The sequence below is a fragment of the Flavobacterium sp. LC2016-01 genome (assembly GCF_009711135.1).
Lineage (GTDB): Bacteria > Bacteroidota > Bacteroidia > Flavobacteriales > Flavobacteriaceae > Flavobacterium.
In genome coordinates this window covers 207,704-221,691 of sequence record NZ_WMIC01000003.1, presented here as the reverse complement: position 1 = coordinate 221,691, position 13,988 = coordinate 207,704, and the positions used below count along the sequence as shown (strand labels likewise).

General features: G+C 34.0%; 17 protein-coding genes. 3 read left to right on the top strand and 14 right to left on the bottom strand.

Going from position 1 to position 13,988, the window contains the following annotated elements; genetic code table 11:
* Positions 1 to 10 precede the first annotated feature (10 nt).
* Entirely contained in the window at positions 11 to 1,438 is a 1,428-nt protein-coding gene (locus GKZ88_RS08000; RefSeq protein ID WP_155101859.1) for an L-serine ammonia-lyase, read from the bottom strand.
* Between the two features lie 302 nt (positions 1,439 to 1,740).
* Between GKZ88_RS08000 and GKZ88_RS07995 the strand changes: the two genes are divergently transcribed.
* Genes GKZ88_RS07995 through GKZ88_RS07985 form a run of 3 tightly spaced genes read left to right on the top strand, consistent with a single transcriptional unit; the run spans position 1,741 to position 5,043 of the window.
* Complete coding sequence (locus GKZ88_RS07995) at positions 1,741 to 3,888, top strand: cation:proton antiporter (protein WP_155101858.1); 2,148 nt, start codon at positions 1,741 to 1,743, stop codon at positions 3,886 to 3,888.
* Between the two features lie 26 nt (positions 3,889 to 3,914).
* Positions 3,915 to 4,661: a DUF2625 domain-containing protein gene (locus tag GKZ88_RS07990; RefSeq protein ID WP_196216456.1), complete on the top strand. Its 747-nt coding sequence runs from the start codon at positions 3,915 to 3,917 to the stop codon at positions 4,659 to 4,661.
* A 19-nt stretch (positions 4,662 to 4,680) separates the two neighbouring features.
* Positions 4,681 to 5,043, top strand: a complete 363-nt coding sequence (locus GKZ88_RS07985) for a VOC family protein (RefSeq protein WP_155101857.1) — start codon at positions 4,681 to 4,683, stop codon at positions 5,041 to 5,043.
* Positions 5,044 to 5,045: 2 nt separating this feature from the next.
* Here GKZ88_RS07985 and GKZ88_RS07980 read toward each other — a convergent pair whose 3' ends face one another.
* The 13 genes from GKZ88_RS07980 to GKZ88_RS07920 all read right to left on the bottom strand — a co-directional run bounded on the left by GKZ88_RS07980 (position 5,046) and on the right by GKZ88_RS07920 (position 13,953).
* Entirely contained in the window at positions 5,046 to 5,729 is a 684-nt protein-coding gene (locus GKZ88_RS07980; protein WP_155101856.1) for a 2'-5' RNA ligase family protein, read from the bottom strand.
* 5 nt (positions 5,730 to 5,734) lie between these two features.
* Complete coding sequence (locus tag GKZ88_RS07975) at positions 5,735 to 6,103, bottom strand: DUF1801 domain-containing protein (protein ID WP_155101855.1); 369 nt, start codon at positions 6,101 to 6,103, stop codon at positions 5,735 to 5,737.
* Between the two features lie 184 nt (positions 6,104 to 6,287).
* Positions 6,288 to 6,755: an SRPBCC family protein gene (locus GKZ88_RS07970; RefSeq protein WP_155101854.1), complete on the bottom strand. Its 468-nt coding sequence runs from the start codon at positions 6,753 to 6,755 to the stop codon at positions 6,288 to 6,290.
* A gap of 102 nt (positions 6,756 to 6,857) precedes the next feature.
* Positions 6,858 to 7,439, bottom strand: a complete 582-nt coding sequence (locus tag GKZ88_RS07965; protein ID WP_155101853.1) for a TIGR00730 family Rossman fold protein — start codon at positions 7,437 to 7,439, stop codon at positions 6,858 to 6,860.
* A gap of 92 nt (positions 7,440 to 7,531) precedes the next feature.
* Positions 7,532 to 8,056 carry a GNAT family N-acetyltransferase gene (locus tag GKZ88_RS07960; protein ID WP_155101852.1) on the bottom strand — a complete coding sequence of 175 codons (525 nt, stop codon included), beginning with the start codon at positions 8,054 to 8,056 and terminating at the stop codon, positions 7,532 to 7,534.
* Between the two features lie 169 nt (positions 8,057 to 8,225).
* The gene (locus tag GKZ88_RS07955) at positions 8,226 to 9,350 is read right to left on the bottom strand and encodes a lactonase family protein (RefSeq protein ID WP_155101851.1); all 1,125 of its coding nucleotides are present in this window, start codon (positions 9,348 to 9,350) and stop codon (positions 8,226 to 8,228) included.
* Positions 9,351 to 9,500: 150 nt separating this feature from the next.
* Complete coding sequence (locus GKZ88_RS07950) at positions 9,501 to 10,025, bottom strand: GNAT family N-acetyltransferase (protein ID WP_155101850.1); 525 nt, start codon at positions 10,023 to 10,025, stop codon at positions 9,501 to 9,503.
* A gap of 151 nt (positions 10,026 to 10,176) precedes the next feature.
* Positions 10,177 to 11,274, bottom strand: coding sequence for an MBL fold metallo-hydrolase (locus GKZ88_RS07945; protein WP_155101849.1), 1,098 nt, complete (start codon positions 11,272 to 11,274; stop codon positions 10,177 to 10,179).
* 6 nt (positions 11,275 to 11,280) lie between these two features.
* Positions 11,281 to 11,703, bottom strand: a complete 423-nt coding sequence (locus tag GKZ88_RS07940; RefSeq protein ID WP_155101848.1) for a DUF1801 domain-containing protein — start codon at positions 11,701 to 11,703, stop codon at positions 11,281 to 11,283.
* Between the two features lie 12 nt (positions 11,704 to 11,715).
* Positions 11,716 to 12,756 carry a serine hydrolase domain-containing protein gene (locus GKZ88_RS07935; RefSeq protein WP_155101847.1) on the bottom strand — a complete coding sequence of 347 codons (1,041 nt, stop codon included), beginning with the start codon at positions 12,754 to 12,756 and terminating at the stop codon, positions 11,716 to 11,718.
* Between the two features lie 118 nt (positions 12,757 to 12,874).
* Positions 12,875 to 13,243, bottom strand: coding sequence for a nuclear transport factor 2 family protein (locus GKZ88_RS07930; RefSeq protein ID WP_155101846.1), 369 nt, complete (start codon positions 13,241 to 13,243; stop codon positions 12,875 to 12,877).
* 72 nt (positions 13,244 to 13,315) lie between these two features.
* Complete coding sequence (locus GKZ88_RS07925) at positions 13,316 to 13,531, bottom strand: ArsR family transcriptional regulator (RefSeq protein ID WP_155101845.1); 216 nt, start codon at positions 13,529 to 13,531, stop codon at positions 13,316 to 13,318.
* Between the two features lie 11 nt (positions 13,532 to 13,542).
* Positions 13,543 to 13,953 (bottom strand): hypothetical protein, encoded by a 411-nt coding sequence (locus tag GKZ88_RS07920; RefSeq protein ID WP_155101844.1) that lies wholly within the window; start codon positions 13,951 to 13,953, stop codon positions 13,543 to 13,545.
* Positions 13,954 to 13,988: the final 35 nt, after the last annotated feature.

The window sequence follows — 13,988 nt, the reverse complement described above, 5'->3', positions numbered from 1 at the left end:
GTAATATATTCTAACAATCGGCCATATTTACCGCAATTGCTAATCCGCCTTCAGAGGTTTCTTTGTATTTAGAATTCATGTCTTTAGCCGTCTGCCACATGGTGTTGATCACTTTGTCTAAAGGTACTTTCGCGTTTTTAGAATCGGTTTCAAGGGCTAATTCTGCAGCATTTATAGCTTTTATTGCGCCCATAGTATTTCTTTCGATACACGGAATCTGAACCAAACCGCCAATAGGATCGCAGGTTAAACCTAGATGGTGTTCCATTGCAATTTCGGCAGCCATTAAAACCTGAGCAGGAGAACCGCCCATTAATTCACAAAGTGCTGCTGCTGCCATTGATGACGAAACCCCGATTTCAGCCTGACAGCCTCCCATTGCAGCAGAGATCGTAGATCCTTTTTTAAAGATACTTCCAATTTCTCCGGCAACCATCAAAAATTGTTTGATTTCTTTTTCGCCTGCATTATGGTTTTCAATTACCAGATAATACATTAAAACGGCCGGAATTACACCCGCACTTCCGTTTGTAGGAGCCGTAACAACTCTTCCTAAAGAAGCATTTACTTCATTAACGGCTAATGCAAAACAGCTTACCCATTTTAAAATCTGGCGAAATTTAACTTCGGTTTTTCTGATTTCTTCCAGCCAAGACTGTGGATCAGAATAATTTGATAAACCAATTAAATTTTGATGCATATCAAAAGCTCTTCTTCGAACATGAAGTCCGCCGGGAAGAATTCCTTCAGAATGACATCCAATGTACATACATTCCAGCATCGTATTCCAAATGCGCATTAATTCGGAATGAATTTCTTCTTCAGAACGCATTGATTTTTCATTTTCATAAACAATTTCAGAAATCGATTTGTTTTCAGAAATCGTATAATTCAAAAGCTCAACAGCATTTTGAATCGGGAACGGAAAAGCACATTTTATGACCTCTTTTATTTTGGCATTTTCACGTTCTTCTTTTACGACAAAACCACCGCCAATCGAATAAAAAGTCGATTCATATTCAGAATCATCATTTTTATAAGCTGTAAATTTTAAGCCATTGGCATGAAAGGGCAGAAAGTCTTTATTGAAAACAATATCCTGAAGAAAATAAAATGGAATCGTGTATTGATTTGCCAAAATAATTTCATTTTTGGTTTCAATAGTTTTAATAATTCCGTCAATATCATCAACCGGAATATATTCAGGATCCTGTCCGCTCAAACCCAGCATAACGGCCAAATCTGTAGCGTGCCCTTTTCCGGTTAACGAAAGCGAGCCGTATAAATCGACTTTTACACGTTTGATTTGATCTAAAATAGATTCGCTTTTTAACTCTTCTAAAAAGCGTTCTGCGGCCCTCCAGGGACCCAAAGTATGTGAGGATGAAGGTCCAACACCAATTTTAAGCATATCAAAAACAGAGATACATTCTTCCATTGTTTCATTTTTGTTACTACAAAGATAATTGAATAACGCAACGATGATTCGCTTTTGATTGTTAATGTTGCATTTTTATTAAAAAAGGTATTAAATATTAATAATTTGGCAACAAAATAAATTTAATTGCTTAATATGCAGTTTACGTAGAAAGTTAGTGTTTTTTCGGTATTTTTGTAGAGAGCCTTACACTAAAACAGCTTAAATTGTTTGGTATAATTAAAAATTACTTAAAAGAATCTCTTTTTGAATTCTGAAAATGTCTTTTACGATTACAATACCACAAAGCATAAAATTACAATATGATAGAATTTTTCAGGCATTTTTTACACGAATTCGAATTACCGCTCACTAATCCAGTATTGATTTTTTCTTTAATACTTTTTATAATTCTGCTGTCTCCAATTTTATTAAAAAAGATTAATATTCCGGGGATTATTGGTTTGATTATTTCGGGGGTTATTATTGGGCCGCATGGTCTGCATCTTTTAGAAAAAAATTCGGCAGTTACTTTATTTTCAACTATTGGGCTTTTGTATATTATGTTTATTGCTGGGCTTGAACTCGATATGAATGAATTCAAAGCCAATAGAAACAAGAGTTTATTATTCGGATTTTTTACCTTTATTATTCCGCTTTCAATAGGTTTTCCGGTTTGTTATTATTTGCTTCATTATGAATTCAATGCCAGTTTTTTAACGGCAAGTATGTTTGCAACGCATACTTTAGTTGCCTATCCAATTGTCAGTAAATTAGGAATTGCCAAAAATCAAGCAGTTGCGATTACTGTAGGAGGAACAATTTTGACTGATACTGCAGTTTTAATTATTTTGGCCGTTATTATGGGAAGCAGTCAGGGAAGTCTAAATCAGGCTTTTTGGATAAAATTAACCGTTTCATTAGCTATATTTTCGGCGATTATGTTTTTAGTGATTCCGAGAATCGCCAAATGGTTTTTCAAGAAATTAGAAAGTGAAAAACACGCACATTATATTTTTGTACTTTCGGTAGTTTTCTTCGCTGCCTTTTTGGCCGAAGTAGCAGGAGTAGAGCCTATAATTGGTGCTTTCGTTGCTGGTTTGGCGTTAAATCCTTTAATTCCGCATTCGTCTGCTTTGATGAACCGAATTGAATTTATCGGGAATTCATTATTTATTCCGTTTTTCTTGATTTCTGTTGGAATGTTGGTTGATGTAAGCGTAATTTTAAGCGGACCAACCGCCTTAATTGTTGCTGCAACGCTAAGTATTGTTGCCATTTTTGGAAAATGGACAGCGGCTTTTTTTACGCAGATCGTTTTTAAATATACCAGAACAGAAAGACAGCTTATTTTTGGATTAAGCAGTGCGCACGCCGCAGCAACTTTGGCCGTAATTTTAGTGGGTTATAAAGCTAAGATTTTAGACGAAAACATCTTAAACGGAACTATTATTCTAATTTTGATTACCTGTATTGTGGCTTCTTTCGCAACCGAAAAAGCAGCTAAAAAAATTGCAATATGCGAGGAAGAAATTGCGCATGAAGATGCTAACCATGATCAAATTTTAGACGAGCATATTTTAATTCCGCTGGCAAAAACTTCGGCGACGGCGAGTTTGCTTGATTTTGCACTTTTGATTAAAGATAAAAAATCATCAAATCCGGTTACTTTATTAACGATTGTTCCGAATAATGATCAGGCCGAAAAAAATATTTTAAAGTATCGAAAAGCGGTTGATAAATTTGTTATTCAAGGTTCGGCTTCAGAAGTAAAAATAAATACGATTGCCAGAATTGATCATAATCCTGCAAGCGGAATCGCCAGAACTTCTAAAGAAATCATGTCGGATATTGTTATTATTGGATGGCCGAAAAAGACAGGATTTCTGGATAAAATTTTTGGAGAAAATGTTGATTCGATTATCAATAATGTAGATAAAAGCTTATTCATCTGCCGTTTTCCGACGAATTTTGTAGAAGAAAAAAGACTGGTTTTTATTTGTCCGCCATTTTCTGAAAGAGGAATTGGTTTTCATCTTTTGCTCCAGAAAATCTGCAGATTATCACAGGAATTAAGCATTCCGATTGTGCTTTATGCCGATTATAAAACGCATCAAACTATCCAAGGAATTGCGAATACTTTGAGATTAAATGCAAAATTCGGCTTCAAAAGTGTAATTGAATGGGATAATTTCGAATCCATTTCAGATGAAATAAAACAAACCGATTTAATTGTTTTCAATTTATCCAGAAAAGGTTCTGTTTCTTATCAGTCTATTTTTGAAAGATTGCCGCAGAAATTTGAGAAATCATTCAGTGAAAATAATATTATCTTGGTTTATCCGCAAGATGATAGAAAAGAAAGTTCGATGGATGCCTACGAAGATTTTACCGCATCACCTTTGACCAAAAGTCTGGAAGCAATTGAACAGATTGGTAGAGGTTTGGGAAGTATTTTGAAGAAAAACTAGGATAAAAATTATTTGCATTAGAATAAATGAAATCAAAATTTCCCTTAATTATTGTATTAGCATTTTTAAGTTTTGCCGTTACAGCACAAAACAAAATGAAAAAGACAGAAGAACTAATTGATACAAAAGATCCAGGCTGGACGCTGGTGCAAGATTGGATTAAAACAGCAAAAAATAAAGTTGAGATTTTGCCTGTTGATCAAATAAAGGCCAAAGATGTATTGTATAAAACTCAGGTTACAACGCGTTCGTCAATGGGAGCAGTTATTTTTAATACAGGAGGACTTTTAATTGATGACGGGTGGATTCGGATTTTAGGTTCAGGAAATTCAAAATTTAATCGTACGCTTTCAGATTGGAACAAAGGAAAATCGTTTAATGAATTTGGTGAAAAGCCTCCATTTTTATTAATTGCTGATGATGCTATTGGCGGTTTTTACATTTTGAACGGCGGCGGACTAGGAACTGATATTGGGAAAGTTTATTATTTTTCTCCTGATAATCTTGAATATGAACCGCTTGATATTACTTATTCTGAATTTTTAGGATTTTGTTTTAATAATGATTTAGATAAGTTTTATGAAGGAAACAGATGGAAGGACTGGAGAACAGAAGTTTCAAAATTAAAATGCGATGAAGTTTTTAATTTTTATCCTTTTCTCTGGACTGCAGAAGGAAATGATATCAATAAGAATTCACGAAAAATAATTCCAATTCAGGAACAATACAGTTTGAATTTAGATTTACGAAAACAATTAGGGTTCGAAAAATAATTTTTTAAAAGATATTAAAATGAATCACAAAATCAAATCAATTCGTCCCTTCATCGGATCCAAAGACTTCGAATTATCAAGAAGTTTTTATCGTGATTTAGGATTTGAAGAAATTGTTTTAGAATCCAATTTTTCGGTTTTTAAAAGTGGAGAAACTGCCTTTTATCTGCAAGATTATTATGCAAAAGAATGGATTGAAAACACCATGATTTTCCTCGAAGTTGACGATGCAGAAAGATATTATAACGAACTTTTAGCGCTTAACTTAACAGAAAAATATGGTGTAAAACTAACGCCAACACGCCATTTAGATTGGGGAAGTGAATGTTTTCTTCACGATCCGTCTGGAGTTTTATGGCATTTTGGAACGTTTAAAAAGTAAGATTATCTCAAGCCAAAATTCCCCAAAACACGAGTAGTTTTTTTACGCTGATACCAGTCATTATAAACCAATTCTAAGCTTTTTACATCAAATTCTCCAAAATCATAATCACGAAATTTGTCTGCAATTTCGATTAATTTTTTCGGATCATGAAGTGGTTCCTGAAAACGCATAATCGTTGAATGTGCCGTCGAAATAGTATAACGGCTGTCGATACTTTGCTGTAAATTTGAGTTTTTGAAATTCTCTCGAAGTTTATTTCTAAAATTATCTAAAGTGTCATCCGTCGGAAAACCTTGAATCATAAGTGCAGAAGATGAAGCGGTAATTCCCTTGAAATGAATTTTAATTTTATCAGCATCAACCATGCTTTTGCAGATTAACTGAATATAATCATTTGGCGCAATCTGATTCAATTGAAATTCCTCCGAACAGGAAATAATTGACATCACCGTAATATGAATATCTGAATCAGGATAATAATATTGCTCTGGTTCGGCCTTTTTTAATTCATTGATAAAAAGCTGCATATTCGCTTTTATTTCATCGCTTGGGCGAATTAAAAGAGTTATTCCGAAGCGGGAATCAGATTCATTTTTAATCTCTGAATCAATTGCATATTTTCCTGCCGAAATAGCTTCAGAGGAGGTTTTATAAAGTTTATTGTAGTGTTCGGTTAAATTCATTTAAATTATTTCTTTTTGGCTTTTTCCAGATTTTCTTTCACTCGAAATTTTACAATTTTAGTGATTAAATCATAAGGCATTTTATCTTTTAGTGGAAATTGAACAGAACCTTTGCCTGATTTATATTTTGAAAGTTCATCTTTAAAAGTTTCATGTCCGCTAGGCAAAGCATAAAGCCCAATATGGTTTTTAAAAGCAGCAAAATAAACTACAATTCCGTTTTGCTCAAAAGCAGGCATCGAATAACTGATTTTTTCTTTAGCATCTGGCGCGGCTTTCTGGATCGTCATTCTCACTTTCTCCAAAATTTCCTGAACATCATTTGGGAAGCCGCCAATGTATTCGTCTATATTTTCGGGTTTTTTAAGTTCCATGTTATTTCAAATTTCAGGTTTTGTTCACATTTGTCAGGCTGAGCGAAGTCGAAGCCCACGTTCCAATTGGAATGCCCTTCGACTTCGCTCAGGGTGACACAGCTGATGTTTTTTTGTTTTAAGTTCAAGTTTTAGGTTTCAAGCAGAACATGAAATGTGAAACTAAAAAAACTTGAAACAAAAATTAAGCTAAACCTTTCGGAAATCTGTCTAATACTAAATTCAGCTGTAATTTATGTTCTAAATACGCTTTTGCGCCGGCTAAAACTAACGTAAAACCTTCTGTTGAATTACGTACCTGATCGATTATTTTATCTGAATCTCCTTTTAAGCCTGAATTTGTTATGCTCACAAAAGTCTCATTTTCATTCAGCGGAGTAAAAACCCATTCCACTAAAGTGATTTCATCAGGATTTCCCCATTCAATGACAATCTTTTTATTTTCGTGTAAAACCAATGTTGTAACTGTAAGCGAAAAACCATACATTTCCCAAGTCCATTCTGTTTTCTGGTTTTCTTCTAGTTTTCCTGAACCTTTTGTAAACCAGAATTTACTTGTGATTTCGGGATCTGCAAAAGCCTGAAAAACTTCTGAAACAGGCTTTCTAATCAGCATTTCTGCTTTTGCGAATTTGTTGTTTTCTGTTTTCATTTTATTGAAAGTTAGAAGTTATAAGTATAGGTTATGAGTAAATGTAAATATAGCTCTATTTTTTTACTTCTAAAACTTAACATATAACCCTTGACACTAAACTCATAACTCTTTCTGATCAATCCATTTTCCAACTGTTGGCGGTACGTAATTTTTCATTTTATTTAGTAAATCTTCAATGTTGTTACTTACTAAAAGCATTTTCTGATTGGCGTCTTTCAGTAAACCTTTTTCAACCATTGTTTCGGTCAATTGAACAAGCGAATCATAAAATCCGTTAATATTTAAAACTGCAATTGGTTTTTTATGAAGACCTAATTGTGCCCAGGTAAGCATTTCGAAAAGTTCTTCTAAAGTGCCAAAACCTCCTGGAAGCGCGATAACGCCATCACATAAATCATTCATTTTGGTTTTTCGTTCGTGCATGCTTTCGACCAAAATTAATTCGGTTAAGCCATGATGTGCAATTTCTTTAGATCGTAGAAAATTTGGAAGAACCCCAATTACGGTTCCGTTTTCACTTAATGCACCATCAGCGACAGCGCCCATTAAACCTACGTTTGCGCCGCCATAAACTAATTCAATATTTTCCTTTGCTAGAGTTTTTCCCAGCAAAGTGGCTTGTTCTTTATAAATTTCTTCGGTACCAAAACTGGATCCGCAGAAAACGGTTATTCTTTTCATTTATTTTACGTTACATGTTAGAAGTAAAATGTAAATTGTTAGTTGTTGTAATATTTTTTACATTTTACAATTCACAATTCACAATTCACAATTCACAATTTACGAAGTTCGTATTCAAAATAAGGTACTTCGACTCCATTAATGTTAAACATTATATCATTGATTTTTTCTGCTCCAAGTTTTAAAACGGCTTTTTGAGAACGGAAATTTTCTGCTCCAACATGAAAAAGTACCGAGTCAACATGCTGAAAAGCATAATCGATTAATAATTTTTTGTTTGACTTATTATAAGGACCGCCCCAATATTTTCTTGTAATAAAAGTGTAGCCAATTCCAACGCTTGATTTTTCCGGATTATAGTCGTAAAAACTCGTTGTTCCCATTATTTCATTGGTTTGTTTATCAAGAATTAAGAATGGACTTTTTGTAATTATGATATCAAAAAAAGTTTTAAAACCTTCTTTTTGATATCGATCTTTTACAGGATTCTGTTCCCAAATCAAAGGATCGGAAGCAGCTTCAAATAATGCTTCGAAATGTTTTTCTTCTAATGGAATTAATTTTGTGATTTCGTTTTCTAAGCAATCTGGCTGTAAATTGAAACTATTTGTTGACATAATTTTTTGGTTGTTTAGTGGTGAATAAAATACAGTTTGTCATTCCGAGGAACGAGGAATCTCCACAAGTAGCTCGACAAAGATTGTTCGCATTTCTATACGGAGTTACTTACGGAGATTCCTCGTTCCTCGGAATGACAAAAAATAAAGCTTATAATCGTTGATAATGCTAAATCCGTTTAACCTGAACACAAGAAACGTTTTCCATTTTCACTTCTTTCCCCACTTTTTTAAGAAGTCCCGTTTTTGAATTTCTTTTAAAAACAACTACATTTCCGGTGTTGACATTTGAAGCAATTAAAAATTTTCCGCTTTCATCAATGGCAAAAACTCGCGGATGTTTTCCTAAAGTAGATTGGTATCCAATGTTTTTTAAAAGCCCATTTTCGTCAATAGAAAAAATGGCAATATTATTTTCTTTTCCTCGATTTGTGGCGTATAGAAATTTTCCGTCAGGCGAAATATGAATGTCTGAACTTTCAAAACCCTCTTTTATTTTGTCTGGATGTGTAGCAATACGCTGGATTTTATTTAAAATGCCATTTTCATATTGGTAAACACTTATTTGACCCGCCATTTCTTCAATGCAATATCCAAATTTTTGATTTGGATGAAAAGTAAAATGTCTCGGCCCGGCTTCTAAATCTGTTTTTGTGAATGGATTTTTTGCTTCGATCAAAGGTTTTTTCTGATTTTCGTCGAATGCGTAACAACGTATTTTATCGGCACCTAAATCGGGTAAAAATAAATAATCAAATTGAGGCGAAAATACAGCCGAATGAACATGCGAACGTGTCTGTCTTTCTTTATGAATACTTCCGTCCATATATTGAAAATTCTGCGCAATCGAGTCTATTTTTCCGTTTTCTAAAATCGGAAAAACGGAAACGCTTCCTTCTGTATAATTAGCATTAGCAACCCATTTACCGCTTTTATGAACCGTTACATAAACGGGATTTTCTCCACCGCTTCTTTGGCTGTTTAAAAAAGTCAAACTTTTATTTTCGGGATTAAATTCAAAACTGCTGATGCTTCCTGCATTTGGTGTTTTTGTATCGGTGCAGGCATAAACATATTTTCCATTTGGCGAAACGGTCAAATAAGACGGATTAATAATGTTTTTTGCTGAAGCTGTTTTGGTTAATTTTCCGTTTAAGGTATCCAGCTGATAAACCTGAATGGCCTCGGCAGCTTTATCACGATTATAAGAGCCCAAAAAAACATAAGTATTTTGGGCAGAAATATTTAAAGTTGCCAGAAAGGCAAATGCTATAATGGTTAATTTTAGTTTCAAGGTTTTGTTTTTTGTTTCAGGTTTAATGTTTCAGGTTTTGCTCGTTTTGTCAGGCTGAGCGAAGTCGAAGCCCACGTTCCAATTGGAGCGCCCTTCTCCCGAAGCTTCGGGATCGCTCAGGGTGACAAAAGAAGGAATGTCTCATTTTTTTTATGAAATCAATTGGTATCTAAACCCGAAGACAGGAAGTTCTCCTTGCATAAAATCTAGATCTTCAGATCGTTTGAAACCAATATTTTCATACATTTTCCAAGCTGTCTTCATGGCTAAAGTGGAATGAATAATGAGTTGTTTTCGTTTATTGTCTGTTGCTTTTTTAATACATTCTAAAGTCAAAAGTTTTCCAATTCCTTTTCCTCTAGCTTGAGAATCGACACCCAAAAGACGAAAACCAGCAGAACCTTTTTCTTGTGTTGCAGTGCCGCCAGAACCGTAATATTGCATATCATTAAAATAAACCACTGCTCCTAAAATGGTATTATTTTCATCAACAGCAACTAAAAGTTCAGTTTCAGGATGTTTTGTAAAATCGCCAATATTAGCCAGCATTTTATAATAATTGGGTTGTTCCTCTTCTTTCGGAAAACCTTCTAATTTTGAATAAACGTTAATTAGAATTTTTCCAATTTCTTCAAATTCAGAAGGGTTTGCGTTTCGAATGTTATAATTGTTCATTTTTTTGTTTCAGGTTTCAGGTTTTGTATGCGTTGTCAGGCTGAGCGAAGTCGAAGCCCACGTTCCAATAGGGGCGCCCTTCGACTTCGCTCAGGGTGACATTTTTTTGTTTCAAGTTTTCAATTAACAATTAACCATTTACAATTAATAATTAATTAACCCCTTTCCACCATTGTTCAAATTTCTGATTTTCATTTTTCAATTCTACTATTTCACCAATTTTAGGTGTAATTAACGGAATCGGGTTTTCTGAATTCGCATTTAATTCGGTTATTTTTTTTAGAGGTTCGTCCCAAGGATGAAGCGCTAGAGCAAATTTAGACGAATGAACCGGAAAGACTCTTTTTGCTTTTAAGTCTTTCATTGCTTTTATCACATCTTCAGGCAAATTATGAATGTATTTCCAGGCTGGATTATATTGACCATTGTCAATCAATGCAATATCAAAAGGTCCAAATTTCTCGCCAATTGTGGCATAATGCGAATCGTAACCGCTGTCGCCGCCCAAATACATTTTAAAATCTTTGGTTTCTAAAACAAAAGAAGTCCAGAGCGTGTTGCATCGTTTAATACTTCTGCCCGAAAAATGCCTTGACGGGGTGGTATAAAGCGTTAAATTTTGATCGAGTTCTATTTTTTCATGCCAGTCTTTTTCGATTATAATTTCAGTCGGAAATTTCCAAAATTCAAAATGCGAACCAACTCCAAGTGCTGTAATTACTTTTTTTATTTTTGGTTTCAGCGCCATAATTGTAGCATAATCCAAATGATCATAATGATCGTGTGTCATCAATAAATAATCAATTTCAGGAATATCGTCGGCGGTGTAAATATCAGTTCCTTTAAATGCTTTTGTGGTGCCGTAAATAGGAGAGGCATTGCCACTGAAAACAGGATCAATTAAAAAGCGTTTTCCTTCAAGCTGAATGTAATAAGACGAATGCCCAAACCAAACCAGAATGTCCTGTTCTAACGGAATTTCATGCAAATTGGTTTTTATTGACGGAATAACATCAGTCGGAATTTTACGGTCCACTTTTTTAAAGAAAAACTCCTTTAAAACATCAAAATAGCCATAACCTTCTGCAAGTTCAGGTGTAAAGCTTTGGTTTTCAAATTTTCCGTTTTTGTACTGAGGTGATTTTTGTATTAATGCCAATCTTTCGCCAGCGGGTCTTTTTCCGAATCTCGGATGATAGGCAAAATAGATTGCAACGGCTGTTAAAAGAAGAAATAGAGTAAGAATCATATTTTTTTAGTTAGAAGGATATTGTTTTTGTAATTCTTTTACTGAAATCGAAACCATTTTTTTAAGAATTTCAACATCAATATCAGCCAGTTTTTTAACATAAACACAGCCTTTAGCCGATTTATGTTTTCCGAGTTTTGAAAGAAGTTCCTCTCTGTCTTCAGAAGGCAAGTGGAGATAAAGCGAAATAGCAGCTTTTCGTGGTGAAAATGCAGCTAAAGGTGCGTCGCCTTCATGTCCGCTTGCATATTTGTAATGGTAACTTCCAAAACCAATAATACTTGGTCCCCACATTTTAGCCTCAAAACCGCTAGTTTTCTGCATGATTTTTACAAGTTCAAAAGCGTCATTTCTTTTTACTTCATCATCAATTGGATTGATAAAATCGGTAACACTGCTTTCTGTTTCGTTTGTTTTATTTTTAGCCATTTGAATTCGTTTTTATTTTAATAAATCACTTTTCAAAAGAATATTTTTTATTTTAAATTCGGATGCATAAAATAAATCAGCATTTTTGCTCATTTGATTTTCTATGATAACCAGACTGATGTCGCTTTCGGGGAAATACAAATTTATAGAAGAAAATCCGTCTCCTAAACCTGTATGGCCAATATATTTCACGGCTTCTTTTTCGATAATTCTAATTCCGTAACCATAACCCTCATATTCTTTTCCGAACAAATTATGTTGTGAAGTGATATTGTAATGAAGTATCGACTTATAAGTTTCTGGTTTTAGAATTTTTCCCTTATGAAGATTATTGTTCCAAATTGCAAGATCATTGACGGTTGAAACAACGCCGTCAGCACCTAAATTCTGTGGCGTGATCAGTGTTTGAGTTACTTTTTCAAAAGTTCCATCGGAATTTATATATCCAGTAACTAAATTTTGATTTTTATCTTTCGAATAACAATAGGTATCCTTCATTTTTAGCTTTTTAAAAAGAGCGTTAGCCATTTCGGTATAGCTTTTTTTAGAAGTAACCTCAATAATTTTCGTTAGAAGTGTATAACTTAAATTCCCATATCCAAAATGCGTTCCGGGTTTAAAAGCCAAAGGTTTCTGTATATCAACAATTCCATGTGTGTGATTTAAAAGTTGATGAACCGTAACAGAATCGCCCCAACTTTGAGTAAGTTCAGGCAAGTATTTTTTTATTGGCGCATTCAATTCCACTTTTCCTTTTTCAACTTCTAATAAAATCAAAATAGCCGTTATCAATTTGCTGTTGGACATGATTTCAAATTGGCTGTCTATTTTCAAAGGTTTTTTGGTTTCAAAGTCTGAAACGCCTTTAGCTTTAGAATATAATGTTTTTCCATTTTTTGAAATCAGAACTACACCATTAAAAACGGGAGAAGTATTTTGAATTAAACTGTCGATTTTAGCGGCATAATTGTCTTTTTTCTGAGCAAAAGAATTGCAGTTTGAAAGAAGAAAAATTAAAGAAAGCAGAGAAAGTGTTTTGGAAAAAAAGGTCATCTTTTTAATTGTGAATTATAAAATGTTAATTGTAAAATGTTGAGGCTAATGTTTATAATTGTTATTTTTTAAATTTGGTTTTTAATTTACAATTAACAATTCACCATTAATAATTGTTTTAAAACATTCCGTTTTCGTTAATAGTTTCCGGGCGAATTTGCTGACCTAAATCCCAAAGTTCAACAATTTTATCGTCTTTAAATTTTAAAATATGAACAACAGCAAATCCTAAATCTGTTGGACTTTGTTTTAAATGCGAGTGCACGGCGACCAGATTGTCATCTTCCAAAATATGATGAACTTTAAAAACCTTATTCGGATTTGTTCTTGCAGATTCTTCCATTGCAAGCATCAAAGTATCAGCATCACCTTTAAAGTAGGCATTATGATGTTTGAATTTTTTGCTGACATGAAGTCGAAACGCTTCGTGCGGATGACCTTTGGCAGCAAGTTTTAAGAAGTCTCGGGCAATTTCTTTCCTAGTCATGATCTTTAAATATTAAAGCGAACTAAGTTAAGAAATTTGAAGCTACGGTATTGTGTAATTGAGAGTTGTTTTTTAGAAATCTTCGAGTTTTATTTCAGAAAGATCGATGCCCAGTTTTTCAAATTCTGTAAGGCCAATTTCGGTAATATAAAAATGTTTATCAGCAGGATTTTTTTTGGCAATCCATCCTTTTTCGATAAAAGTTATAGCAAGTAATTGTCCCAGTTTTCCACCAATATGTTCGTAACACATTTTGGCAGGTTTTACTTTGGTTAATTTGCTGTTCATCTTACTAAAAATTATCTTCTGCAGGTTAATTTCAGTGCCAAATATGCCATTGGGATATAAGCAAAAACTAAATCGACAACCGTAAACCACATTGGAGACGGCAACGAACAAACTGTGACAATACCGCCCAATAAAAAGAAAGCGCCAATAACCAGCGCCAATTTCTTTTTATGACTAAAAGCAATTATAGCCGTTGCAGCAGCTCCGGCAAATGTTCCAGTGGCATGCGCCAAAAACGGGAACAGAAAATGTTTAGGCTCAAACAAATGCATAGTTGCTTTAAGGCCTTCCATCGTGGTATTATCAGCCCCATTTGGTGGCGGAATAATCGAACCGCTTATTAAAATTATACTCATGTTTACAATGCTTCCAACAAAAAGGCCAATAATGACGGCCAAAGTATTTCTTAAAATAGGGTTCATAAATTATGGGTTTAGTTTTACGAATTTATGAAAAT

Excerpts from the sequence above, each read along its gene's own strand:
- GKZ88_RS08000 (WP_155101859.1), bottom strand. The coding sequence starts at position 1,438 with ATGGAAGAATGTATCTCTGTTTTTGATATGCTTAAAATTGGTGTTGGA.
- GKZ88_RS07995 (WP_155101858.1), top strand. The coding sequence starts at position 1,741 with ATGATAGAATTTTTCAGGCATTTTTTACACGAATTCGAATTACCGCTC.
- GKZ88_RS07990 (WP_196216456.1), top strand. The coding sequence starts at position 3,915 with ATGAAATCAAAATTTCCCTTAATTATTGTATTAGCATTTTTAAGTTTT.
- GKZ88_RS07985 (WP_155101857.1), top strand. The coding sequence starts at position 4,681 with ATGAATCACAAAATCAAATCAATTCGTCCCTTCATCGGATCCAAAGAC.
- GKZ88_RS07980 (WP_155101856.1), bottom strand. The coding sequence starts at position 5,729 with ATGAATTTAACCGAACACTACAATAAACTTTATAAAACCTCCTCTGAA.
- GKZ88_RS07975 (WP_155101855.1), bottom strand. The coding sequence starts at position 6,103 with ATGGAACTTAAAAAACCCGAAAATATAGACGAATACATTGGCGGCTTC.
- GKZ88_RS07970 (WP_155101854.1), bottom strand. The coding sequence starts at position 6,755 with ATGAAAACAGAAAACAACAAATTCGCAAAAGCAGAAATGCTGATTAGA.
- GKZ88_RS07965 (WP_155101853.1), bottom strand. The coding sequence starts at position 7,439 with ATGAAAAGAATAACCGTTTTCTGCGGATCCAGTTTTGGTACCGAAGAA.
- GKZ88_RS07960 (WP_155101852.1), bottom strand. The coding sequence starts at position 8,056 with ATGTCAACAAATAGTTTCAATTTACAGCCAGATTGCTTAGAAAACGAA.
- GKZ88_RS07950 (WP_155101850.1), bottom strand. The coding sequence starts at position 10,025 with ATGAACAATTATAACATTCGAAACGCAAACCCTTCTGAATTTGAAGAA.
- GKZ88_RS07945 (WP_155101849.1), bottom strand. The coding sequence starts at position 11,274 with ATGATTCTTACTCTATTTCTTCTTTTAACAGCCGTTGCAATCTATTTT.
- GKZ88_RS07940 (WP_155101848.1), bottom strand. The coding sequence starts at position 11,703 with ATGGCTAAAAATAAAACAAACGAAACAGAAAGCAGTGTTACCGATTTT.
- GKZ88_RS07935 (WP_155101847.1), bottom strand. The coding sequence starts at position 12,756 with ATGACCTTTTTTTCCAAAACACTTTCTCTGCTTTCTTTAATTTTTCTT.
- GKZ88_RS07930 (WP_155101846.1), bottom strand. The coding sequence starts at position 13,243 with ATGACTAGGAAAGAAATTGCCCGAGACTTCTTAAAACTTGCTGCCAAA.
- GKZ88_RS07925 (WP_155101845.1), bottom strand. The coding sequence starts at position 13,531 with ATGAACAGCAAATTAACCAAAGTAAAACCTGCCAAAATGTGTTACGAA.
- GKZ88_RS07920 (WP_155101844.1), bottom strand. The coding sequence starts at position 13,953 with ATGAACCCTATTTTAAGAAATACTTTGGCCGTCATTATTGGCCTTTTT.